22 protein-coding genes and 1 other annotated feature are annotated in these 20,809 nt (G+C 41.5%); of the genes, 15 read left to right on the top strand and 7 right to left on the bottom strand.

Features of this window, described 5'->3' with window-relative positions:
* Positions 1 to 5 precede the first annotated feature (5 nt).
* Positions 6 to 695, top strand: a complete 690-nt coding sequence (gene aat, locus AACS92_RS07070) for a leucyl/phenylalanyl-tRNA--protein transferase (protein WP_099110683.1) — start codon at positions 6 to 8, stop codon at positions 693 to 695.
* A gap of 154 nt (positions 696 to 849) precedes the next feature.
* On the top strand, positions 850 to 1,068 hold the full coding sequence (infA, locus tag AACS92_RS07065; RefSeq protein ID WP_004244560.1) for a translation initiation factor IF-1: 219 nt from the start codon (positions 850 to 852) through the stop codon (positions 1,066 to 1,068).
* A 98-nt stretch (positions 1,069 to 1,166) separates the two neighbouring features.
* On the opposite strand, the gene clpA is transcribed toward infA, so the two are convergent.
* A complete protein-coding gene (gene clpA / locus AACS92_RS07060; RefSeq protein WP_099110682.1) occupies positions 1,167 to 3,452 on the bottom strand; it encodes an ATP-dependent Clp protease ATP-binding subunit ClpA in 2,286 nt (761 codons plus the stop codon).
* Between the two features lie 30 nt (positions 3,453 to 3,482).
* A complete protein-coding gene (gene clpS, locus AACS92_RS07055) occupies positions 3,483 to 3,803 on the bottom strand; it encodes an ATP-dependent Clp protease adapter ClpS (protein ID WP_099110681.1) in 321 nt (106 codons plus the stop codon).
* A 324-nt stretch (positions 3,804 to 4,127) separates the two neighbouring features.
* On the opposite strand from clpS, the gene cspD reads away from it, so the two are divergent.
* The 6 genes from cspD (at position 4,128) to artM (ending at position 8,934) form a co-directional block, all read left to right on the top strand.
* On the top strand, positions 4,128 to 4,364 hold the full coding sequence (gene cspD, locus AACS92_RS07050; protein WP_099110679.1) for a cold shock-like protein CspD: 237 nt from the start codon (positions 4,128 to 4,130) through the stop codon (positions 4,362 to 4,364).
* Positions 4,365 to 4,878: 514 nt separating this feature from the next.
* Entirely contained in the window at positions 4,879 to 5,781 is a 903-nt protein-coding gene (locus AACS92_RS07045) for a lysine exporter LysO family protein (RefSeq protein ID WP_099110678.1), read from the top strand.
* Positions 5,782 to 5,985: 204 nt separating this feature from the next.
* Positions 5,986 to 6,714 carry an arginine ABC transporter ATP-binding protein ArtP gene (gene artP, locus AACS92_RS07040; RefSeq protein ID WP_099110677.1) on the top strand — a complete coding sequence of 243 codons (729 nt, stop codon included), beginning with the start codon at positions 5,986 to 5,988 and terminating at the stop codon, positions 6,712 to 6,714.
* Between the two features lie 82 nt (positions 6,715 to 6,796).
* Complete coding sequence (gene artJ, locus AACS92_RS07035) at positions 6,797 to 7,558, top strand: arginine ABC transporter substrate-binding protein (protein ID WP_099110676.1); 762 nt, start codon at positions 6,797 to 6,799, stop codon at positions 7,556 to 7,558.
* On the top strand, positions 7,551 to 8,273 hold the full coding sequence (gene artQ, locus AACS92_RS07030) for an arginine ABC transporter permease ArtQ (protein WP_099110675.1): 723 nt from the start codon (positions 7,551 to 7,553) through the stop codon (positions 8,271 to 8,273). Before artJ ends, artQ begins: the two co-directional genes overlap by 8 nt.
* Complete coding sequence (artM, locus tag AACS92_RS07025; RefSeq protein WP_099110674.1) at positions 8,266 to 8,934, top strand: arginine ABC transporter permease ArtM; 669 nt, start codon at positions 8,266 to 8,268, stop codon at positions 8,932 to 8,934. Before artQ ends, artM begins: the two co-directional genes overlap by 8 nt.
* Positions 8,935 to 9,012: 78 nt before the next feature.
* Here the strand turns inward: artM and rlmC are convergent, their stop codons facing one another.
* The 3 genes from rlmC to AACS92_RS07010 form a co-directional block, all read right to left on the bottom strand.
* A complete protein-coding gene (rlmC, locus tag AACS92_RS07020) occupies positions 9,013 to 10,146 on the bottom strand; it encodes a 23S rRNA (uracil(747)-C(5))-methyltransferase RlmC (protein ID WP_099110673.1) in 1,134 nt (377 codons plus the stop codon).
* A gap of 24 nt (positions 10,147 to 10,170) precedes the next feature.
* Positions 10,171 to 10,686 carry a YbjN domain-containing protein gene (locus AACS92_RS07015; protein ID WP_099110672.1) on the bottom strand — a complete coding sequence of 172 codons (516 nt, stop codon included), beginning with the start codon at positions 10,684 to 10,686 and terminating at the stop codon, positions 10,171 to 10,173.
* Positions 10,687 to 10,768: 82 nt separating this feature from the next.
* Positions 10,769 to 11,080 carry a YbjC family protein gene (locus AACS92_RS07010; RefSeq protein ID WP_099110671.1) on the bottom strand — a complete coding sequence of 104 codons (312 nt, stop codon included), beginning with the start codon at positions 11,078 to 11,080 and terminating at the stop codon, positions 10,769 to 10,771.
* A 201-nt stretch (positions 11,081 to 11,281) separates the two neighbouring features.
* Here AACS92_RS07010 and AACS92_RS07005 point away from each other — a divergent pair, with 201 nt between their 5' ends.
* The 3 genes from AACS92_RS07005 to AACS92_RS06995 all read left to right on the top strand — a co-directional run bounded on the left by AACS92_RS07005 (position 11,282) and on the right by AACS92_RS06995 (position 14,811).
* A complete protein-coding gene (locus tag AACS92_RS07005) occupies positions 11,282 to 11,545 on the top strand; it encodes a GrxA family glutaredoxin (RefSeq protein WP_086953673.1) in 264 nt (87 codons plus the stop codon).
* Positions 11,546 to 12,007: 462 nt separating this feature from the next.
* Positions 12,008 to 12,616 carry an undecaprenyl-diphosphate phosphatase gene (gene ybjG, locus AACS92_RS07000; protein WP_099110729.1) on the top strand — a complete coding sequence of 203 codons (609 nt, stop codon included), beginning with the start codon at positions 12,008 to 12,010 and terminating at the stop codon, positions 12,614 to 12,616.
* An 887-nt stretch (positions 12,617 to 13,503) separates the two neighbouring features.
* Entirely contained in the window at positions 13,504 to 14,811 is a 1,308-nt protein-coding gene (locus AACS92_RS06995; RefSeq protein WP_099110670.1) for an HAAAP family serine/threonine permease, read from the top strand.
* Positions 14,812 to 15,144: 333 nt separating this feature from the next.
* Here the strand turns inward: AACS92_RS06995 and AACS92_RS06990 are convergent, their stop codons facing one another.
* Positions 15,145 to 16,353, bottom strand: coding sequence for a serine hydrolase (locus AACS92_RS06990; RefSeq protein ID WP_099110669.1), 1,209 nt, complete (start codon positions 16,351 to 16,353; stop codon positions 15,145 to 15,147).
* A gap of 175 nt (positions 16,354 to 16,528) precedes the next feature.
* Between AACS92_RS06990 and AACS92_RS06985 the strand changes: the two genes are divergently transcribed.
* Positions 16,529 to 17,149, top strand: a complete 621-nt coding sequence (locus tag AACS92_RS06985) for a glutathione S-transferase family protein (protein ID WP_099110668.1) — start codon at positions 16,529 to 16,531, stop codon at positions 17,147 to 17,149.
* On the opposite strand, the gene AACS92_RS06980 is transcribed toward AACS92_RS06985, so the two are convergent.
* The gene (locus tag AACS92_RS06980; RefSeq protein ID WP_099110667.1) at positions 17,150 to 17,998 is read right to left on the bottom strand and encodes an SDR family oxidoreductase; all 849 of its coding nucleotides are present in this window, start codon (positions 17,996 to 17,998) and stop codon (positions 17,150 to 17,152) included.
* 318 nt (positions 17,999 to 18,316) lie between these two features.
* On the opposite strand from AACS92_RS06980, the gene hisL reads away from it, so the two are divergent.
* From hisL to hisD, 3 genes are all read left to right on the top strand, one after another.
* Positions 18,317 to 18,364, top strand: a complete 48-nt coding sequence (gene hisL, locus AACS92_RS06975; RefSeq protein ID WP_139837445.1) for a his operon leader peptide — start codon at positions 18,317 to 18,319, stop codon at positions 18,362 to 18,364.
* Positions 18,340 to 18,460: a sequence feature (His leader region), on the top strand. (Overlaps the previous gene by 25 nt.)
* A gap of 75 nt (positions 18,461 to 18,535) precedes the next feature.
* Positions 18,536 to 19,435, top strand: coding sequence for an ATP phosphoribosyltransferase (gene hisG, locus AACS92_RS06970; protein WP_099110666.1), 900 nt, complete (start codon positions 18,536 to 18,538; stop codon positions 19,433 to 19,435).
* 5 nt (positions 19,436 to 19,440) lie between these two features.
* A complete protein-coding gene (gene hisD / locus AACS92_RS06965; RefSeq protein WP_099110665.1) occupies positions 19,441 to 20,808 on the top strand; it encodes a histidinol dehydrogenase in 1,368 nt (455 codons plus the stop codon).
* Position 20,809: the final 1 nt, after the last annotated feature.

Genomic DNA, 20,809 nt, shown 5'->3' with positions numbered 1-20,809 from the left:
GTTTTATGTTGATAGCTCAATTGGATAACTCATATGAATTTCCCCATCCAGATACTGCGCTGGCAGAACCAAATGGCTTGTTAGCATTTGGGGGTGATCTAAGTGCAGAACGATTAAAGACCGCATATCGCAAAGGCATTTTTCCGTGGTTTTCACCGAATGAACTTCCTTTGTGGTGGTCTCCCGACCCCAGGGCTGTCCTGATCCCTGGAGAATTACATACCGGCCGAACTTTGCGACGTTTTATTCGCAAACATCCTTACCAAATTACGGTAAACTATGCTTTTGAACAGGTGGTCTATGGTTGTGCCCAGAGACAAGAAGGCACATGGATCGGTTCTGACATTCAATTGGGTTACCAAACCTTGCATCAGGAAGGTTTAGCTCACTCAGTTGAAGTTTGGCATAAACAACAGCTCGTCGGTGGGTTATATGGTGTTAATATAGGAACACTATTTTGCGGCGAATCGATGTTTAGCAAAATGGAGAATGCATCCAAGTGTGCTTTTGTGGCATTCTATCACCATTTTTTGCGTCATGGCGGCCAACTGTTTGATTGCCAGGTGCTAAACCACCATACAGAATCACTGGGCGCCAAAAATATTCCAAGGAAAGAGTTTCTCCGGCATCTTGACCAGTACCAAAAACAATCATTGCAAGCTGGTTGTTGGGATGCGCAAGCGCTGGAGTTATAGTCAATACTTGGTGGTTTATGCTGTTCACGGTGGGAGTGTCAATACCATTATGAGGAAAATAATGGTGTAAAATACGACATTCCTTTACATAATGAGGGTTTTTCGGCATTATCTTGCCGGTTAAAAACTATGGTTGTTACATTTAGAGGATTAGATGGCCAAAGAAGACAATATTGAAATGCAAGGTACTGTGTTAGACACACTGCCAAACACCATGTTTCGTGTCGAATTAGAGAACGGACACGTCGTTACTGCTCACATTTCAGGCAAAATGCGTAAAAACTATATCCGCATCCTGACTGGAGACAAGGTTACAGTTGAACTAACTCCATATGACCTGAGCAAAGGCCGTATCATCTTCCGTAGCCGCTGATTCCGATACCTTCTTACACACCACAGGTTATGTACTTTCAACATTCGCCTGTGGTGTTGCTCTTAACTTAATTGCTAGTTTTGCATATACCGTACTGATTATAGTACGGCATCTTCTGATTTTTTCTTGTTTGATTTTTGTACGCTTTTGAAATCGTATTTCAGTGCATTTTTATCTTTATCAAGACTAATTCTGACTGAACCTCCATGTACTAAAGAGCCAAACAATAACTCGTTAGCTAATGGTTTTTTCAGGCTATCCTGAATCACACGGGCCATCGGACGGGCACCCATCGCTTTATCGTACCCTTTATCACATAACCACTGACGGGCATCCGTGCTGATTTCCAGTGACACACCTTTTTCATCCAGTTGAACCTGCAATTCAACAATGAATTTATCAACCACTTGTTGAATAACTTCCGCAGAAAGTGAGTCAAACCAGATAATACTATCAAGACGATTGCGAAATTCGGGGGTAAAGGTTCGTTTGATCTCAGCCATCCCATCAATGCTATTATCCTGTTCCGTGAACCCAATAGATTTACGCTGTATCTCACGTACTCCCGCATTGGTTGTCATCACCAGAATAACATTACGGAAATCTGCCTTCCGACCATTGTTATCAGTCAACGTTCCGTTGTCCATCACCTGCAGCAGGATATTGAATACATCCGGATGGGCCTTTTCAATCTCATCAAGCAACAACACAGAATGAGGGTGCTTAATAATAGCATCTGTCAATAAACCACCCTGATCATAACCAACATAACCTGGCGGAGCACCTATCAAGCGACTGACAGTATGACGCTCCATATATTCAGACATATCAAATCTTAATAATTTAATATTGAGGACCTTCGCCAACTGTACTGTGACTTCTGTTTTACCAACTCCTGTAGGCCCGGCAAACAGGAAAGAACCAACAGGTTTGTGCTCCTGCCTCAGCCCCGCACGGCTCATTTTGATGGCTTCGGTTAATACACCAATTGCTTTGTCCTGACCAAATACCAGCATTTTCAAACGATCATCCAGTGTTCTCAAGACATCTTTATCACTGGCTGAAACTGTTTTCTCCGGAATACGGGCAATACGGGCAACGACTGATTCAATATCTGCAACATTAATGGTTTTTCTACGACGGCTGATTGGAACCAACCTTGTACGCGCACCGGCTTCATCAATCACATCAATAGCTTTATCCGGCAAATGGCGATCGGTGATATATTTCACCGACAACTCGACAGCAGCCCGAATAGCTTTTGCTGTGTAGCGAACATCGTGATGCGCTTCATACTTAGCACGTAACCCATTAATGATCTGTACCGTTTCTTCGGAAGAAGGCTCCAGAATATCGATCTTCTGAAACCGACGGGCCAGAGCGCGGTCTTTTTCAAAAATATTGCTGAATTCCTGATAGGTTGTCGAACCAATCACGCGAATACGGCCACTGGATAAAAGAGGTTTAATCAGATTGGCTGCATCCACCTGACCACCCGAAGCGGCACCAGCACCGATAATGGTATGGATTTCGTCAATAAAGAGAATACTTTTACTGTCCTGTTCCAGGGTTTTTAACAAAGTTTTGAAGCGCTTCTCAAAATCACCTCGATATTTAGTCCCTGCCAACAATGAACCGATATCCAGAGAGTAAATCGTGCAATCCTTCATCACTGCCGGAACATCTTTTTGCACGATGCGCCAGGCAAGCCCTTCAGCAATCGCAGTTTTACCAACTCCAGATTCCCCAACAAGCAATGGGTTATTTTTGCGCCGGCGACACAACACCTGAATTGTTCTTTCCAATTCATGCTGACGACCAACCAGCGGATCAATTTGCCCTTTTTGTGCAGATTGATTCAGATTTGTAGTGAAATTTTCCAATCTATCCTCACCTATCGCTTGTTCTTCCTGAACTGGACTAACATTATGATGACTCTCATTATCGAGCTCATCTTTACGTGTTCCGTGAGATATAAAATTCACAACATCCAGCCGACTGACGTCATGCTTGCGCAGTAAGTAAGCCGCCTGAGATTCTTGTTCACTAAAAATTGCAACCAGTACATTCGCCCCGGAAACTTCTGAGCGGCCTGAAGATTGAACATGAAACACCGCTCGTTGCAACACTCGCTGAAAGCTCAATGTTGGCTGGGTATCCCGATCATCATTCTCTGGTAATAAAGGGGTTGTTTGAGTAATAAAATTTTCCAGTTCCTGGCGTAAAACTGCCAGCTCGACCTTACAAGCCTCCAGTGCTTCTCGCGCTGATGTGTTACTTAACAACGCCAGTAGCAGGTGCTCGACAGTCATAAATTCATGTCTGTTATCCCTTGCTTTGGCAAAAGCAATGTTGAGACTCAGCTCCAATTCTTGATTGAGCATAAGCACCTCCTCCAAAATCAATAAGCCAGATCAGACTTTTTCCAGCGTGCAAAGTAACGGATGCTCGTGCTCCTTAGCATACATGTTCACTTGCGCAGCTTTAGTTTCTGCGACCTCTGCTGTATAAATACCGCAAATTGCCTTCCCTTGGTAATGGACATCCAGCATTAGTTGCGTTGCTCGTTCAATATCATAAGAAAAGAACTTTTGTAATACGTCAACCACAAACTCCATGGGGGTATAGTCATCGTTATTCAAAATTATCTTGTACATAGATGGCGGCTGTAGCGCTTGCTTTGCTTTGTCTTCTATAAATTCTTCAAAATTCAAGCTGTTATAAAACTGACTCATTGTCTTTCCACTGAGTATTATCTTTCTATCGGATTTTAGTATGAACTAATTCGTTCTACCTCTATATATTTTATCACTACATAAAGCACTCTGCTTATTCCCGTAGACGATCAGAGCCAGTATTCCACCTAAAAGTCTGATAACGTTATCTATATCAAACTTTGGCGATTTGAGACAACCTGTCATAACTTCTGCACTTGACGATAAAATGAATTTCACTACAGTGTATTTTATGAACACCATTCCTAGCTGGACGACTGTTCATGATCCTGAAATTTTTAGTGATTCCTAAACCCGAAATCATAATACGAGGGATAGAGAAGTATGGAAACAGGTACAGTTAAATGGTTCAATAATGCGAAGGGCTTTGGATTTATTTGCCCGGCAAGTGGCGGTGAAGATATATTTGCTCACTATTCAACCATTCAGATGGATGGTTATAGGACGCTGAAAGCCGGGCAAAAAGTGAATTTCAGCGTTAATCAAGGCCCTAAAGGCAATCATGCCTGTGTTATTGTTCCTTTGGAAGATGGCTCAAAATTAAAAAAGAGTAACCAATAGTTTCGTAATTCACACGCCACAGGTAAATTCCTCCTTTGTTTGTGGCGTGTTATTTAGCGGATAACCTCACTGTCTCCCTCCCCTAAGAACCTATTCATGTTTAGTCACAATAAATATAATTGAGTGAGATGTAAATCAATTGGATTTAAATGAAACAAATGTAAAAATCAGGAGAGTTTTATCATCAAATATCAGTCATAACTGACGCATATCTCTAAGACAGCCATTTTCCATACCATACAAAAAGATATTACCCTGTTTTGCTTTGAATTTGCTTAATTTTTTTGTGAATTCAAAATGACAGGATAGCAAGAATAAGCTGAATTTCAGTAGGTTTCCCTTTCCTCGACATGTTATAGTAGTGTGAATTATTTGTTGTTACAGCTTTTTTAGTTTTTATGACCAGTCAAAGATATACCAATGGATTTCGAAGTATGCCCTGCAACAAAAAAGCGACTTGAAAAACAAGAGTATAAAGCCAGATTAAAAGACGTTTATTATAAGGATATGTGACATGTTTTCAGGATTACTAATTATCCTCCTTCCATTGAGCCTAGGTTATCTGATTCGCTTAAATAACAAAACGATACTTACCAGAGTTCACCAATTGCTCAATGTCATGGTTTATCTCATTCTCCTGCTTATGGGTATCAGTCTTGCAATGTTGGATAATCTAGGTAGTAATTTGCTTTCTATCCTACTGTATGCGATGACATTTTTTCTGTGTATATTTGCAACTAACTGGCTTGCCCTTTTTTTTCTGGATAAAAAAGAACCGTGGATTATTACAGGACATAAACAGGAAAGTCCCCCTTCCCGCCTACATATGGCACTTGACTCCATCAAATTATGTGGTGCACTGATATTCGGTTTTTTGCTCGGCCTGACTGAATGGTCATGGTTCCATTTTTCCAGCAAGGCCAGTGAAATCACCTTAATTTTCTTACTATTTTTTGTTGGTATCCAACTACGTAATAACGGCTTAAGCCTAAAGCAAACATTCATGAATCGCCGTGGAGCTGTTGTTGCGATTATTGTCGCTATCAGTTCACTTATTGGTGGCGTGATAGCAGCATTCCTGCTTGGATTACCAACCAAGACTGGCCTGGCTATTGCATCCGGATATGGCTGGTATTCTCTTTCCGGCATTTTAATTTCTGATGCCTACGGGCCAGTATTTGGCAGTACAGCTTTTTTTAATGATCTAGCTCGTGAACTGGCATCTATTATGCTTCTTCCCATGCTAATCAATCGCTATCGCTCAACTGCACTAGGTTTAACCGGCGCTGCATCAATCGATTTCACATTACCCATATTACAGCGCTGTGGGGGTATAAGTATTGTACCCGCAGCCATCGTTCACGGTTTCATTTTAAGCCTGATGACGCCTATATTTATCGCATTTTTTACCCGATAGATTTATATAAATAAACGCATAACGTTATTTAATAATCTTATATTTACGCTAAAAACAGTACCTAACAAAAGGTAAAAAAAGAACACAGCCTGATTATAAAACCCATAAAACTGACTAAAATAACGATTTTACGCGCACATTATTGCATAGTTATTCTTTTGGGATTAATATCCCATCAACTAATTAACTATTCATAGTTTTCGCATGAAAATTCAATTAAAAAATATCAATTGTTTCTATGGAACTAATCAGGCTCTGTTTGATATCAATTTTGAATGTGGATCAGGGGAAACCGTCGTTCTGCTTGGGCCTAGTGGTGCAGGCAAAAGCTCCTTACTTCGAGTCCTGAATTTACTCGAGATGCCTCGTTCCGGCCAGTTAAGTGTAGCAAAGCATCAGTTTGATTTTAAACAACCTCCTAATGCAAAAGAAATCCGTGCCCTGCGGCAAAATGTAGGGATGGTTTTTCAGCAATATAACTTATGGCCACATTTAACCGTAATGGATAACCTGACTGAAGCTCCCTGTCGGGTGCAGAGGTTATCCAAACAAAAATCCACGGAAAAAGCGGCCAAGTTACTTTCCCGTCTTCGTCTTGAAGAGTTTGCTAATCGCTTTCCGCTGCACTTGTCAGGGGGGCAACAACAACGAGTCGCTATTGCACGTGCGCTAATGATGGAACCTCAGGTTCTGTTATTTGATGAACCAACAGCTGCACTTGATCCCGAAATCACATCTCAGGTCGTTGACATCATAAAAGAACTGGCAGAAACAGGAATTACCCAAATTATTGTGACACATGAAGTGGAACTTGCCCGTAAAACGGCTAGCCAGGTTATCTACATGGAAAAAGGACGAATTATAGAAAAAGGTGATGCAAGTCATTTTTTAAAGCCTCAAACCGAAGCTTTTGCTCATTATTTGTCACACTAAGTTTGGCATACTGAGCCAGCCATACAGATAATTTCAGAAAAATAACCATCAATCACATGATCATCAGTTACAGGACATGGCTATGAAAAAATTCTTGCTTGCAGCTTTATTAACTACTGTCACCCTATCAGCAACCGCAGCGGAGAAAGAAACTCTGCGTTTCGCGACTGAAGCAACTTACCCTCCATTTGAATTCGTTGGTGCTGACAACAAAATTCAGGGATTCGATGTCGATCTGGCAGATGCAATGTGTAAGAAACTTAATGCCGAATGTAGTTTCACTAATCAGGCCTTCGACAGTCTTATTCCCAGCCTGAAATTCCGTCGTGTTGATGTGTTAATGGCAGGTATCGATATTACGCCTGACAGAAAAAAACAGGTTGATTTTACTGATACTTATTATGATAACTCTGCCAATTTTGTGACTGTCAAAGGCAAGTTTTCCAAAATTGATGAATTAAAAGGCAAATTAGTAGGTACTCAGAATGGCACGACACATCAAAAATACCTGATGGAACAGCATAAAGAGCTACAAACAGTGCCATATGATAGCTACCAGAATGCAATTCTCGATCTGAAAAATGGCCGTGTTGATGCAATATTTGGTGACACTGCTGTTGTCAATGAATGGCTGAAAAAGAATAAAGAGCTAGGTACCATTGGTGAGAAAGTCACTGATAAAGATTACTTTGGCACAGGTTTAGGTATCGCTGTTCGTAAGGGCAATACAGACTTATTAAATAAACTGAATAAGGCTCTGGCAGAAATCAAACAGGATGGTACTTATGACACCATCTACGAAAAATGGTTTGGCAAAAATAATCAATTGAACTCCAATGAATGAATTTCAATCTTTAATTAGTGCCGCCGGTATCACCGTCGGCCTTGCTGTTTCCTCTCTTATAGCCGGTTTGATTCTGGCAATGATTTTTGCTGGCTGGGAATCTTCCCGCAGGAAAGCCTTTGCACTTTTAGGTTCCTGCTGGGTTACCCTGATCCGGGGATTACCTGAAATTCTGGTGGTCCTTTTTATCTACTTCGGGAGTTCACAGCTTCTTATCATTTTATCTGAAGGTTTTGATATCAATCTTGTAGTCTGGCAGTTCAGAATACAGATGGAAATTGATAATTTTGACGTCAGCCCTTTCCTGTGCGGTGTCATTGCGCTTTCCCTCCTTTATTCTGCCTATGCATCCCAGACGATAAGAGGGGCATTAAAGGCTATTCCTATCGGGCAAAGAGAAGCGGGTCAGGCACTGGGATTAAGCCCAAGCCGCATCTTTTTCCGGCTGGTTATGCCTCAAATGTGGCGTCATGCTTTACCCGGATTAGGTAATCAATGGTTAGTTTTATTAAAGGACACAGCTCTGGTCTCATTAATAAGCGTTAATGATTTAATGTTACAAACAAAAAGTATCGCCACTCGTACACAAGAGCCATTCACCTGGTACATGGTTGCCGCAATCATCTATTTAGTTATCACACTGGTGAGCCAATTTATCCTTAAACGACTTGAAGTACGTGCAACTCATTTTGAACGGAGTGCTTCTGATGCTTGAGTATATAAAGGATATCTTACCGGGCCTGCAAACCAGCCTGAGTCTGACTTTCACAGCATTGCTGGTGGCGTTTATGCTATCAGTCATCCTGACTGTCATTCTGACAATGAAACTGCCGATGCTCTCGCAATTGGTGAAAGGCTATATAACACTATTCACCGGTACTCCCTTACTCGTACAGTTTTTTTTGATTTACTATGGTCCCGGGCAATTTCCAGCCATAAAAGCATACCCGTGGCTATGGCAGTTAATGTCCGAGCCGTGGCTCTGTGCGATGGTGACGCTGGCGCTAAATAGCGCAGCCTATTCCACTCAACTTTTTTATGGGGCAGTTAAAGCAATCCCAGAAGGGCAATGGCAATCCTGTTATGCACTTGGTATGTCACAGGCACATTCTATGCGCATATTACTACCGTATGCCTTCAAAAGAGCGCTCTCATCCTACTCAAACGAAGTTGTGTTAATTTTCAAAAGCACGTCACTGGCCAGTACAATCACTCTGTTGGATATTATGGGATACAGCCAGCTACAATTTGGCCGCAGTTATGATGCAACCGTTTTTGTTGCAGCCGGTATCATTTACCTCTGCATAAATGGTCTTTTAACATTGCTGATGCGTACTTTTGAACGGCGCACACTATCATTTGAGCAACGTAACTAAACAACCAAGCATTATTTTATGATGTATCTTTGCTTCCATTGCTGATTACCAACAATGGAAGCTATTCTTCATTGCGGGCTAACCATTATTCAGAACCAACAGAGTCAGCGTTTCGTAATGTTCAGTGTGTGGAAACATATCGAATAACTGCACTTTTTCTATTCGGTATCGTTCGAGCATGGTGATATCTTTTGCCATCGTTTCCGCATTACAACTTGAGTAAAGAATATACTCAGGTGCCATTCGGTTAAGATACTGGCAAAGTTCTTTGCCAATTCCTCTTCGAGGCGGGTTAACTAATACCAACTCCGGAATTTGCGATTTTTCAAGAGCGAAATGCGTAGAATCCAGAGCCTGAAACTCAACATGTTTGAGCCCGAGGCTGTCAGCTGAATTTCTGGCACAGGCAATAGCTTCCTCACTGATTTCAATGCCTGTCAGCTTGGTTTCTTTATCTGCACAATGCAGACCAAAACCTCCCGCGCCACAAAACAGATCCCACATACTGCCTATATTTAGTTCCCTGACCCACTGCCCCGCTGTCATATATAACTGTGAAGCAATAGCCGGATTCGTCTGGAAAAAACTCCGGGGCCGAATATACAACGGAATATTATTGAAATTTTCCTGTAACATTTTCTTTTCAGTGAAAATAATCTCTTTTTCACCTTCAAGGATCGCCATATGTGTCGGTTGGATATTCGCAGAAATTACCGTCAGCTGTGGTAACTGTTTCTGTAACCAGGATAAGGATCGTTGTAACTGTTCCAGTTTTGTTTCTGAACGTAACACAAACCTCAGCATCATCTCTTTATCAGCCCGGCTTTCGGTCAACAGAATGTATTTCAGTTCACCTTTTTTACGTGCAACGTTGTATGGGACTAACCCCGCTTTTGCGATAAATATTTTTATTACGTCAAAGACTGGCTGAAAGTGTTGCGGATATAAAGGACAATCACAAAGATCGACTGTTCTGCCATCCCTATGCAGCATTCCGAGTAGCGGGCGCTCAACACTGCCACTTACGACCATTTTAGCTTTATTACGAAACCCACTAAGCTGGCTGGCAACAGGAGGTTGCCAGCGCGTGTTCGAAGTATCTCGTAAAAGCTGTTGTAAATGTTCTTGTTTCTCTGATAACTGATTTAAATAGGACTTATCAAGCCACTGGCAGGAGTGACAATGCCCCGCGGTATACTGCGCACACTGCATTGTAAAAAACCACTTAAAAAAATATTAGTGCAAGGTAAACGTTGATGTTTCTGTCGAAGCCTGTGCCTCATCTTCTTCATCTTCTACTTCCATTTCACTTTCCATATCACTCGTGACATAAAGGAAATTGTTACTGTGAACTTCAAAGATCACATTGGCAATTTGCTCCTCACCGAGTTTCAGAAAATGAGAGAATTGCTGGAACGTCATACCGGCGGCGATAGGAAATGACTGACAAACAATAAGTTTTGGTAAATTTTCATCCTGAATATCAAGGAATGCCTTCACAGTCAGAGAACTGGCATTAATCTGGCTAAGATTCGCAACCAATGGAATGATCGCTGTTGGCCGGACTTCAGCCAAAGCGGAGAAAAAGACAACATCCCCCAGCAGATCAATCTTGGCATCAAACAGGCCTTCAATGTTCTGCATATGAGGCAAATGCAATACCTGGCTTGCTTCATTTTCAAAATAAGAAATTTTCAGCTTATCAAGCCAATTACGTAATGTTGCTAAATTTGGGGTAACCATAGAATCCATTGAATCAACCTCATATGACTAAAAGTGACACCTGCTACCTTCAGAAAACACTCTATTAGGATAGCAACATGAAATCGTTAACCTATTTTATTTTTTCTCCATCAGAAACAACCCGATGATTGCTGCCCTCTTTCTTATGATCAATACCTAAAAAAGAGAGATTATAGATCGCACGCCAGATAATATGGATAGCTGCGGGAATCAAACAGCCGATACCCAATAAGATCATAGCAACGTGTGCTTCTGTCGTCATTAATAAAGGTGATAGAATTAGGCTATCAGTTATCGATAAATAGACTAACGCTAATAACCCGATACCCAATATTTCCAATAAAATAACCATCTTTGGCATATCAGCCAACGAACGCATCTCTTTTGATGTACTTTTCTTCATTTGTTGACCACCTTCCAAATCTGATACGGGTGATAAATTTTGACCATACCTCACCAGATAATCATGCCTGAACCGCTTGTATTGGCAGGACTAATTAAAGCGAAAGGAAATTCCTACTTTTTTTTACTGACACTTACAGGCATAGTAACTCAAGATGACATATCAATGTAGCCCATGATCATTACTACTTAAGGAGTTTATATGTACACTGTCATTTTTGGTCGCCCTGGTTGCCCATACTGTGTCCGCGCAAAAGAACTGGCTGAAAAATTAAAAACAGAGCGTGAAGACTTTGATTACCGCTATGTAGATATCTTGGCAGAGGGTATCACCAAAGAAGACTTGTCAAAAACGGTAGGCAAAACTGTTGAGACCGTTCCACAGATTTTCATTGATGAAACACATATTGGCGGTTGCACTGACTTTGAAGCCTACGCCAAAGAAAATCTAGAACTGTATAAATAATCACGGCACCATTGCTGTTCAGGCAAAAGAATTCTCTTAGCCTGAGCAGCAAATATCTCATTAATTCCAAAAGAAATTCCAGACCACACCATTCAAAAAGCCTACTAGGTAGAAAAAATTCGGTAATTTTTTTACGATCGTGAGAACTTTCAGGTTTTCGTACAGTCTCAATTAGTGCCACTGCTTTTCTTTGATGTCCCCATATTGAGGAGCCCGATAGTCATCCCCTTTGGTTAAAGACTATCGGGTTTTTTGTTTATACGGGGTGTTAAATGAGGGAAAAACAACTTATCCCATATCATGAATACATTATTGACCTACCCAACTGCAACAATCATTAAATAAAATGACAAATGAAGGCGATATCGCTTTACTGATCCACATGCTAAAATTATTGTTTTTACCGATAAATTGATAAACACGTTATCACATTTTTACTCCAAGGCACGTGTGAGGCTCATTTTGCTAGAACAACTGAACCACGATTTGTTTAACCTTATCAATGCGACACCAGATTCATCATCAGGCATGATCATGTTTTCAATCTTTATTGCAAAATATCTGGTGTATGTATATCCCATAACACTAGCAGTTTTCTGGCTTTGGGGGAAAAAAGAGGCCATCTCACATCAACGTGCTGTTGTCAGTAAATCCTGTATTGCTTTTGCCTTTGCCATAACAGCATCAACAATCATTGGAGCACTTGTTCCTCATGCCCGCCCATTTGTTGTAGGGATTGGCTATAACTTTCTCGCTCATGCGCCTACAGTTTCATTCCCCAGTAACCACGGTACAGCTGTGTTTACGTTCTCACTGGCATTTCTTTTCTGGCACCGTATCTGGTCAGGGTTGTGTCTGATGGTTATTGCTTGTGCTATCGTGTGGGCCCGGGTTTATGTTGGCGTTCATTGGCCAATTGACATGGCTGGCGCTTTTTTGGTCAGCCTGATGGGGTGTGCATTTTCCCAACTATTCTGGCATCTATACGGAGCATTTTTACAAAATAAGCTAACTTTTCTTTATCAATTCTTCTGTTCCTTTTTGATTAAAAGAGGCTGGGTGCAAAGTTAGCTTATCTTTTCCTCAGAAGGAAAAAAATATCCAGTAAATTTCAAGTTGTAGTTTTGTCAGCTACAACTTGAAAGACGCAGGGTATAGATATGAAGCCCTCTCAGTCATCATAAAACGCTTCGCTATATATAACATCACATAATGAAATATGATTACTCTTTCTACATAAAAAATAACCAATGATAATTCCCTTTCATATGATGACCGTTTAAAATTAAGATGTTTATTAAGTTATAATACTAAGAACCAAATTCCGATTCATAAAATTCACACCTTAACTCAAACCAAAAAAACAGAATTATTTTACTTTTATTTCAGCATGATACAATTAAATAGAATAAATTAAATTTATATTTAAGATTATAAGAACTAATATCAACCACTTTAATTGGAATTAAAAATTTCAAATTTAAAAATTTTGTTAATATTTTAATGATTATATTAATCGCATAATCAGAACAGAAAGTTTAAATTTAAATTATGATACTTATTATCTTCATTTTCTACCGCCACGTTTTATTTAATATTTAATTAACATCATCATAAAGATTCGTAACATATTAACTTTACGATATAAATCTTGCAATTGCGAGAGCGATCACGGTACATTTTACTAAAAATAATTATATTTCCCTTAGCAAATGTCTGTAGTTAAGAATTTTGATTTAAATATCAAAAATAGGACTAAACGGGATCTCAGATCATTAGTTTAAAATGACTGTATTTTAAACGATATTATTAGTATATAAATAAACATGTATAAATAAACGTCAGCTCAACATTTGACAATTTATTATTCATATAACGAATCCAACTCGCGCATTTTATTAATGTGCGAGTTTAGTAGTTTTTAAATTTTACTTTACCGCGTTATTTCGGAGATATTTATGGACACATCTCAAGCAGGTTCAATCGCATCCTCTGCTTCTGGCAGCAAAAGCGATTACTCTACCTGGCGTAAATCAGACACTGTATGGATGTTGGGATTATATGGTACAGCCATCGGGGCTGGCGTTCTGTTTCTTCCCATAAACGCCGGGATTGGCGGATTAATACCACTTATCATCATGGCTCTGCTCGCACTTCCGATGACATTTTTTGCTCACCGGGGAATGTGTCGTTTTGTCCTGTCCGGCAAAAATAGCGGTGAAGATATTACTGGCGTAGTAGAAGAGCATTTCGGGAAAGTAGCCGGCTTTTTTATCACTATCCTCTACTTCTTTGCTATCTACCCTATCCTGCTGGTTTATAGTGTTGCACTGACCAATACGGTAGAAAGTTTCATCATCCACCAGCTGAATATGGATGCACCTCCTCGCGCACTGCTGGCACTGGTCCTGATTCTCGGCGTTATGAGCATTATCCGTTTCGGTGAGCAAGCCATCGTTAAAGCAATGAGCGTATTGGTATTCCCATTCGTCACTGTATTAATGCTGCTGGCTCTGTACCTGGTTCCTCACTGGAACACTGCGATTTTTGACACACTGTCACTGGAAAATGCTGTTTCTTCCACAAACAGTCACGGCCTGCTGTTCACCCTGTGGCTGGCTATTCCGGTTATGGTTTTCTCTTTCAACCATTCTCCAATCATCTCTGCGTTTGCTGTAGCAAAACGTGAAGAATACGGCGAGAATGCGGAAAAGAAATGTTCACGCATTCTGGGCTATGCTCATATCATGATGGTACTGACAGTCATGTTCTTTGTGTTCAGCTGCGTACTCAGCCTATCACCTGAGAATCTGGCAGAAGCAAAAGCACAGAACATTACCATCCTGTCTTATCTGGCTAACCACTTTAATACACCACTCATTGAATATATTGCTCCATTCATTGCCTTTATCGCTATTACCAAATCATTCCTTGGTCACTATCTGGGTGCTCGTGAAGGTTTCAATGGTATCGTTAGTAAAGCTATGAGCGCACGAGGCAAATCTATTCAGCACAAAACGCTGAATCGAATCACCAGTCTCTTCATGCTGATCAGCGCATGGATTATTGCTACTCTTAACCCAAGTATTCTGAACATCATTGAATCTCTGGGTGGCCCAATCATTGCCATGATCCTGTTCATCATGCCAATGTATGCCATTTACAAAGTACCTGCTATGCGTAAATACGCAGGCAAGCCAAGCAATATCTTCGTTATTGTGACAGGTTCAATTGCGATTTCTGCCGCAGTTTACTCTGTAATGTAACCAGTATATCAGGCAACTTTTTAGCGTTGCCCTCCTGAAAAAAATGCCAGTCTCTTTTATAGGACTGGCATTTTTATATCGCTCTGGCTGTATGATACACAATGGATTTCAAGTTGCATCGCGACGGCAAGCAAGAGAGTAACAAATTCGTCGGGAACGAATTTGCCCAGCCAAAGGCTGGCCTCCGGTGAGAGGCAGAAGCCTCTCAGTAATCCCCAGGCGCATAGATAACCGTATGTTTATAAAAACGGTGACTGGGGTGAACGAGCGCAGCCAACAAAGAGGCAGCCTGAAAGACGAAGTGTATATATTTTCGTATTTTTAAATCACTTATTAACTGAAAATTGAATTAAACCAGCCACTAACCATCTTCACAATAAAATCCCAGATACGACCAAAAAATCCCGTTTCCTCAACCGCTTCTTTTACTACCAGTGGGTGCTGTTCAACTACCTTCCCATCCAGCATAAAATTAACGGTGCCTACAACCTGATTTTTTGCCAATGGCGCTTCCAGCTCAGGCTGATTCAGGGTGAAACTCGCTTTCAAATTACCGGCCTGCCCACGCAAGAGAGTAACGGCGGCATCTTTTTCAACACCTAATGCTACTTCCGAACGTGTTCCATACCATACTTTTTGCGTGACAAAAACTGCATCAGCTTTTAATGGGATCGTCGTTTCATAAAAACGAAAACCCCATGACAGAAGCTTTTCACTATCCACAAAGCGCATTCGATCACTGGAAGCTCCCAAAACAACCGAGATTAAGCGCATCGGACCTTCCGTAGCAGATGCGACAAGATTATATCCCGCACCACTGGTATGCCCTGTTTTTATGCCATCCACATTCATATTCTGATTCCACAACAAACGGTTGCGGTTAGGTTGGCGGATCTTGTTAAACGTAAATTCTTTTTCTTTATTCAGCGCATATTCTTCAGGGACATCACGGATCATCGCCTGCCCCAAAACAGCCATATCACGCGCAGTACTATACTGCCCTGAAGCATCTAACCCATGCACTGTTTTAAAATGCGTATTCGTCAGCCCCAGTGACTGAGAATATTTATTCATCAAATCAACAAAAGCATCCTGGCTTCCTGCAACATAATCAGCCAGCGCAATACTTGCATCATTACCAGACTGAATAACAATCCCGCGATTCAAATCAATAACTTTGACTCTATCACCCGGTTTTAAGAACATCAGGGATGAGCCTTTGAGCACAGGGTTACCTGTCGCCCACGCATCCTTTCCCACTGTAACCATATCATCCTGAGAGATTTTACCTGACTTCATCGCCTGCCCGACTACATAGCTGGTCATCATTTTTGTCAGACTTGCAGGATCTAAGCGTTCATCAGCATTATTTGATGCCAGAATTTTTCCGCTGGCATAATCCATTAAAACATAAGATTTTGCATCAACCTCAGGTGCTGCTGGTTCGTCCATTGCATATAAGCTGGTACTCACCAGCCAAAAAACACCCAGCCCCACCGTAAAAGACTTTATTCTCTTAATATGACCTCTTTTTTTCATCATTATCATCTACCTTCTCTCTCTGACAACCACATCCTATTCAACAATTGAAATACAAAACTCCTATTAATATAGATGTTATAGGATAAGTCTCCAATCCAATAACGCAAAGATTCTCCTGTTATTTCTATGAATTTATTGTCATATTATCAAACAACTTGATATTGAGGAGAAAATGATGCTGACAGTCTGGGGCCGTAAAAATTCATCAAATGTCAAAAAAGTGCTTTGGTGTCTGGAGGAATTAAATATTCCTTACCAGCAAATTGATATCGGAGGGAAATTTGGCAAGCTTGATGACCCGAATTATTTACACATGAACCCCAATGGAGTAATTCCATGCTTACAGGATGGTGATTTTATTCTGTGGGAATCAAATGTGATCGTTCGCTACCTTGTCGAAAAATTTGGCAAAAATACTCTATATACTAATGATATTAAAGAAAAATATAATATCGAAAAGTGGATGGACTGGACTGGATGCAATCTCTTCTCCCCCATCAAACAGCTCATGATAAGCCTTGTCAGGACACCAGAGGCACAGCGTGATCAAAAAGTCATCGCACAGGCTTTAGCTGAAATAGAAAGACTGCTGAAAATTGCCGATGAAGCATTAAGCCAACAAACATACCTTTCCGGTGATAAATTCGGCATGGCTGATATAGCCTTGGCTCCGTTTATCTACCCGTGGATCAATGTGGTAACTGAACGCCCATCATTGCCAAACTTAGAACGCTGGTATCAATTAATGACCGAAAGGCCAGCATTCCAAAAAATCGTTATGATCGAAATAAATTAATTACAGACTCATCGGCATACTCCCGGGATCTGGATACTGATACTCGAACCCCAGTTCCCGGCAAATACGGCTTCCATCCACAATTTTACATTTTTCAGTGTTGCTTTCCGATCCCTCATCTTCCGACTGTAAAAATTCTGGCGGAGTCAGATTAAGCTGGCAACAAGCCTGGGAGTAAAATTCAGACCTTTTAGGATGGACAGGCGCACATAGGTTGTAGACATTTCCTCCTTCAGAATGCTGAATAAGCAACTTAATAGCGGAGATAGCATCATCCTGATGAACCAAATTAACAGCATTTTCTCCTCCTGAAATTGCCTTCCGCCCTGCCAGAAAACGCCCTGCGTGGCGACCCGTACCGACCAATCCTGCCAAACGTAAAATATCAACTGAAGTATTGGGTAACTGATGCAGCCAATTTTCCAGTTCAACCAATGCTCTGGCTGGCTGAGTTTCAGGAGCTAATGGTGCATCTTCATTAAGGTGACCAACAGACGAGCCATAAACGGAAGTTGAGCTGGTAAAAATAATATGAGGAACAGAATGCGAAAGTGCTGTGTCTACAAGTAACTGTATTGCTCTGACATACTCTACACCACCTCCTGCGATACCACTGGTTGGCAACATCAGAACCAATACATCAACGGACATCAGTTGTTCAAGCTCATCAGCTGTACAGACTATTTCAGGAATCAGGTTTAATAAGTGGCAATCAATACCACACATACATGCTGCTTCAACCCCGTCTGGTGTTGTTTTACTGCCAATGACCTGTAAACCACTCCCTTGCAGGGCTTGCGCTAATGGGAGTCCCAGCCATCCCAGCCCGATAATTGAAACCTTTTTCACTATAATACTCTCCAGCTCATATGCTTTTGATTATTCGGTAAAATAATTCCCATAAAAATATTAATCAACTATATATTAATGAGATAAACTATAATTCCTTACAAAACAAAATGTTAATACCGAAAAGTAACTTTTTTGAAAAAAAGGTTGCTTTTCACACATAGAATCAGATAGGTTAAATGACAGACAGTTTATTATTTATTCTGGCAAACCACGCCAGCATATAGACAAAGTTAAGCATAAAGTTACCTTGAAGTCACAAAATAGCCCTTGATACAAATAACACAAAAATCACATCAAACAGAGAACACACATATTATGAATCGTATTCAATTTAGCCATCATCATCACCATCATCCTGACTAGTCTTTCAGGCTGTTGTGTGCTGGAAGACATTTAGTAAGTCTTCCGGAGGCATGAATACGATAAAACCCTCGGAAGATTTTCCGGGGGTTTTTTTTATACCTAATAAATCCCGAGTCAAATAAATTTCGAGCTACAGAAAATATTCTGATTTATATATAGGGTAGACATAACATGTTAGATAAAACACGCTTGCGGATAGCCATGCAAAAATCAGGGCGCCTGAGTGATGATTCCAGAGAATTACTGGCACGCTGTGGTATCAAAATCAATTTGCAACAACAGAGATTGATCGCTTTCGCGGAAAATATGCCTATCGATATCCTTCGTGTCCGTGACGATGATATTCCGGGCCTCGTGATGGATGGCATTGTTGATTTAGGTATTATTGGTGAAAACGTACTGGAAGAAGAGTTACTGAGCCGCCGGGCACAAGGGGATGCCCCCCGTTATACCACATTACGCCGTCTTGATTTTGGCGCTTGCCGTCTTTCTCTTGCTGCTCCTCTTGATTACAACTATACAGGGGTGGAATGCTTACAAAATTCACGCATCGCCACATCTTATCCACACTTACTAAAGCGCTATCTGGATAAAAAAGGCATTCAATTCAAACCTTGCCTGCTCAATGGCTCAGTTGAAGTTGCTCCAAGGGCTGGATTAGCTGATGCCATCTGTGATCTGGTTTCAACCGGTGCAACACTGGAAGCAAATGGATTACGGGAAGTAGAAGTCATCTATCGCTCAAAAGCCTGCCTGATCCAACGTGATGGCGAAATGCCGGAAGCTAAACAACAGCTGATCAATAAATTGATGACTCGTATTCAGGGTGTGATTCAGGCTCGTGAATCCAAATACATCATGCTACATGCACCAAGTGACAAACTGGAAGAAATCATCGATCTGTTACCGGGCGCAGAACGCCCCACCATTTTGCCGCTGGCCGGAGCGCAGAATCGTGTAGCCATGCATATGGTAAGCAGTGAGACACTGTTCTGGGAAACTATGGAAAAACTCAAGGCACTGGGAGCCAGTTCTATTCTGGTTTTACCAATCGAAAAAATGATGGAGTAAGCCCGATGAGCACCAATGTCAGTATTGTCGATTTTAGCACCATTATCCATTGGCAGGCATATACACCGAAGCAGCAAAAAATGTTGCTGACCCGCCCTGCTATCGCCGCATCTGAAGATATTACATATACGGTGAAACAGATTCTGGAAGCCGTTAAAGAGCGCGGTGATAACGTGTTACGGGAATACAGCCAGCGTTTTGACAACACAACAATTGATGCAGTCCGAGTCCCAAAAGAGGAGATTAATGCTGCAGGTAAGCACCTGACAACGGAAATCCGGCAGGCTATCCAGCAGGCAATGGATAACATTCGTCTGTTTCATGAAGCGCAAAAACCTGTGGTAATTGAAGTAGAAACTATGCCCGGTGTGTGTTGCCAACAAATCACACGGCCAATTGATTCTGTAGGGCTCTATATTCCCGGCGGCTCTGCACCACTGCCTTCTACGGTACTAATGCTGGGGATCCCTGCCAGCATTGCCGGGTGTCGTAAAGTAACTCTGTGTTCTCCACCACCTATTGCAAATGAAATACTCTATGCTGCGCAACTATGCGGTATCAGTGATATCTTCCAGATTGGTGGTGCTCAGGCTATTGCAGCAATGGCATTTGGCACAGAATCGGTTCCCAAAGTAGATAAAATTTTTGGTCCGGGTAACGCATGGGTGACCGAAGCTAAAAAACAGGTCAGTCAACGTATTGACGGTGCGGCCATTGATATGCCTGCTGGCCCTTCTGAAGTACTGGTGATCGCTGATAGTGGTGCCAATCCCGTATTCACAGCAGCAGATCTACTTTCACAGGCAGAACACGGGCCAGACTCACAAGTCATACTCGTTACACCTGACGAAGGTTATGCCGGGGAAGTTATCCGTGAAATTGAAAAACAGCTCCCAACCCTGCAACGCCAACAAATTGCAATACAGGCCTTGCAGTCCAGCCGGATTATTGTCGCTGACGATATCGCCCAATGTGTGGCGATCAGCAATCAATATGGCCCTGAACATTTGATTATCCAGACACGGCAACCGGAACAGCTTGTAGATAAAATTACCAGCGCCGGTTCCGTTTTTCTCGGCGACTGGTCACCGGAATCTGCGGGAGATTATGCCTCCGGTACCAATCACGTTTTGCCCACTTACGGCTACACCTCTACCTACTCAAGCCTTGGGCTGGCGGACTTTTTGAAAAGAATGACCGTACAGAAGCTAACGCCACAGGGCTTGAAAAAACTGGCTCCAACCATCGAAACACTGGCACAGGCAGAGCAACTCACTGCACACAAAAATGCAGTTACATTACGCATCGCTGCCTTAAATAATCCTGATAATACAAACAATAATGCAAACACTAGCTCTCAGGCTAAGGAGTAAT

The sequence above is a fragment of the Xenorhabdus sp. KJ12.1 genome (assembly GCF_963876495.1).
Classification (GTDB): domain Bacteria; phylum Pseudomonadota; class Gammaproteobacteria; order Enterobacterales; family Enterobacteriaceae; genus Xenorhabdus; species Xenorhabdus stockiae.
The sequence above is the reverse complement of the archived record's forward strand: the minus strand, read 5'-3'. Positions and strand labels throughout refer to the sequence as shown.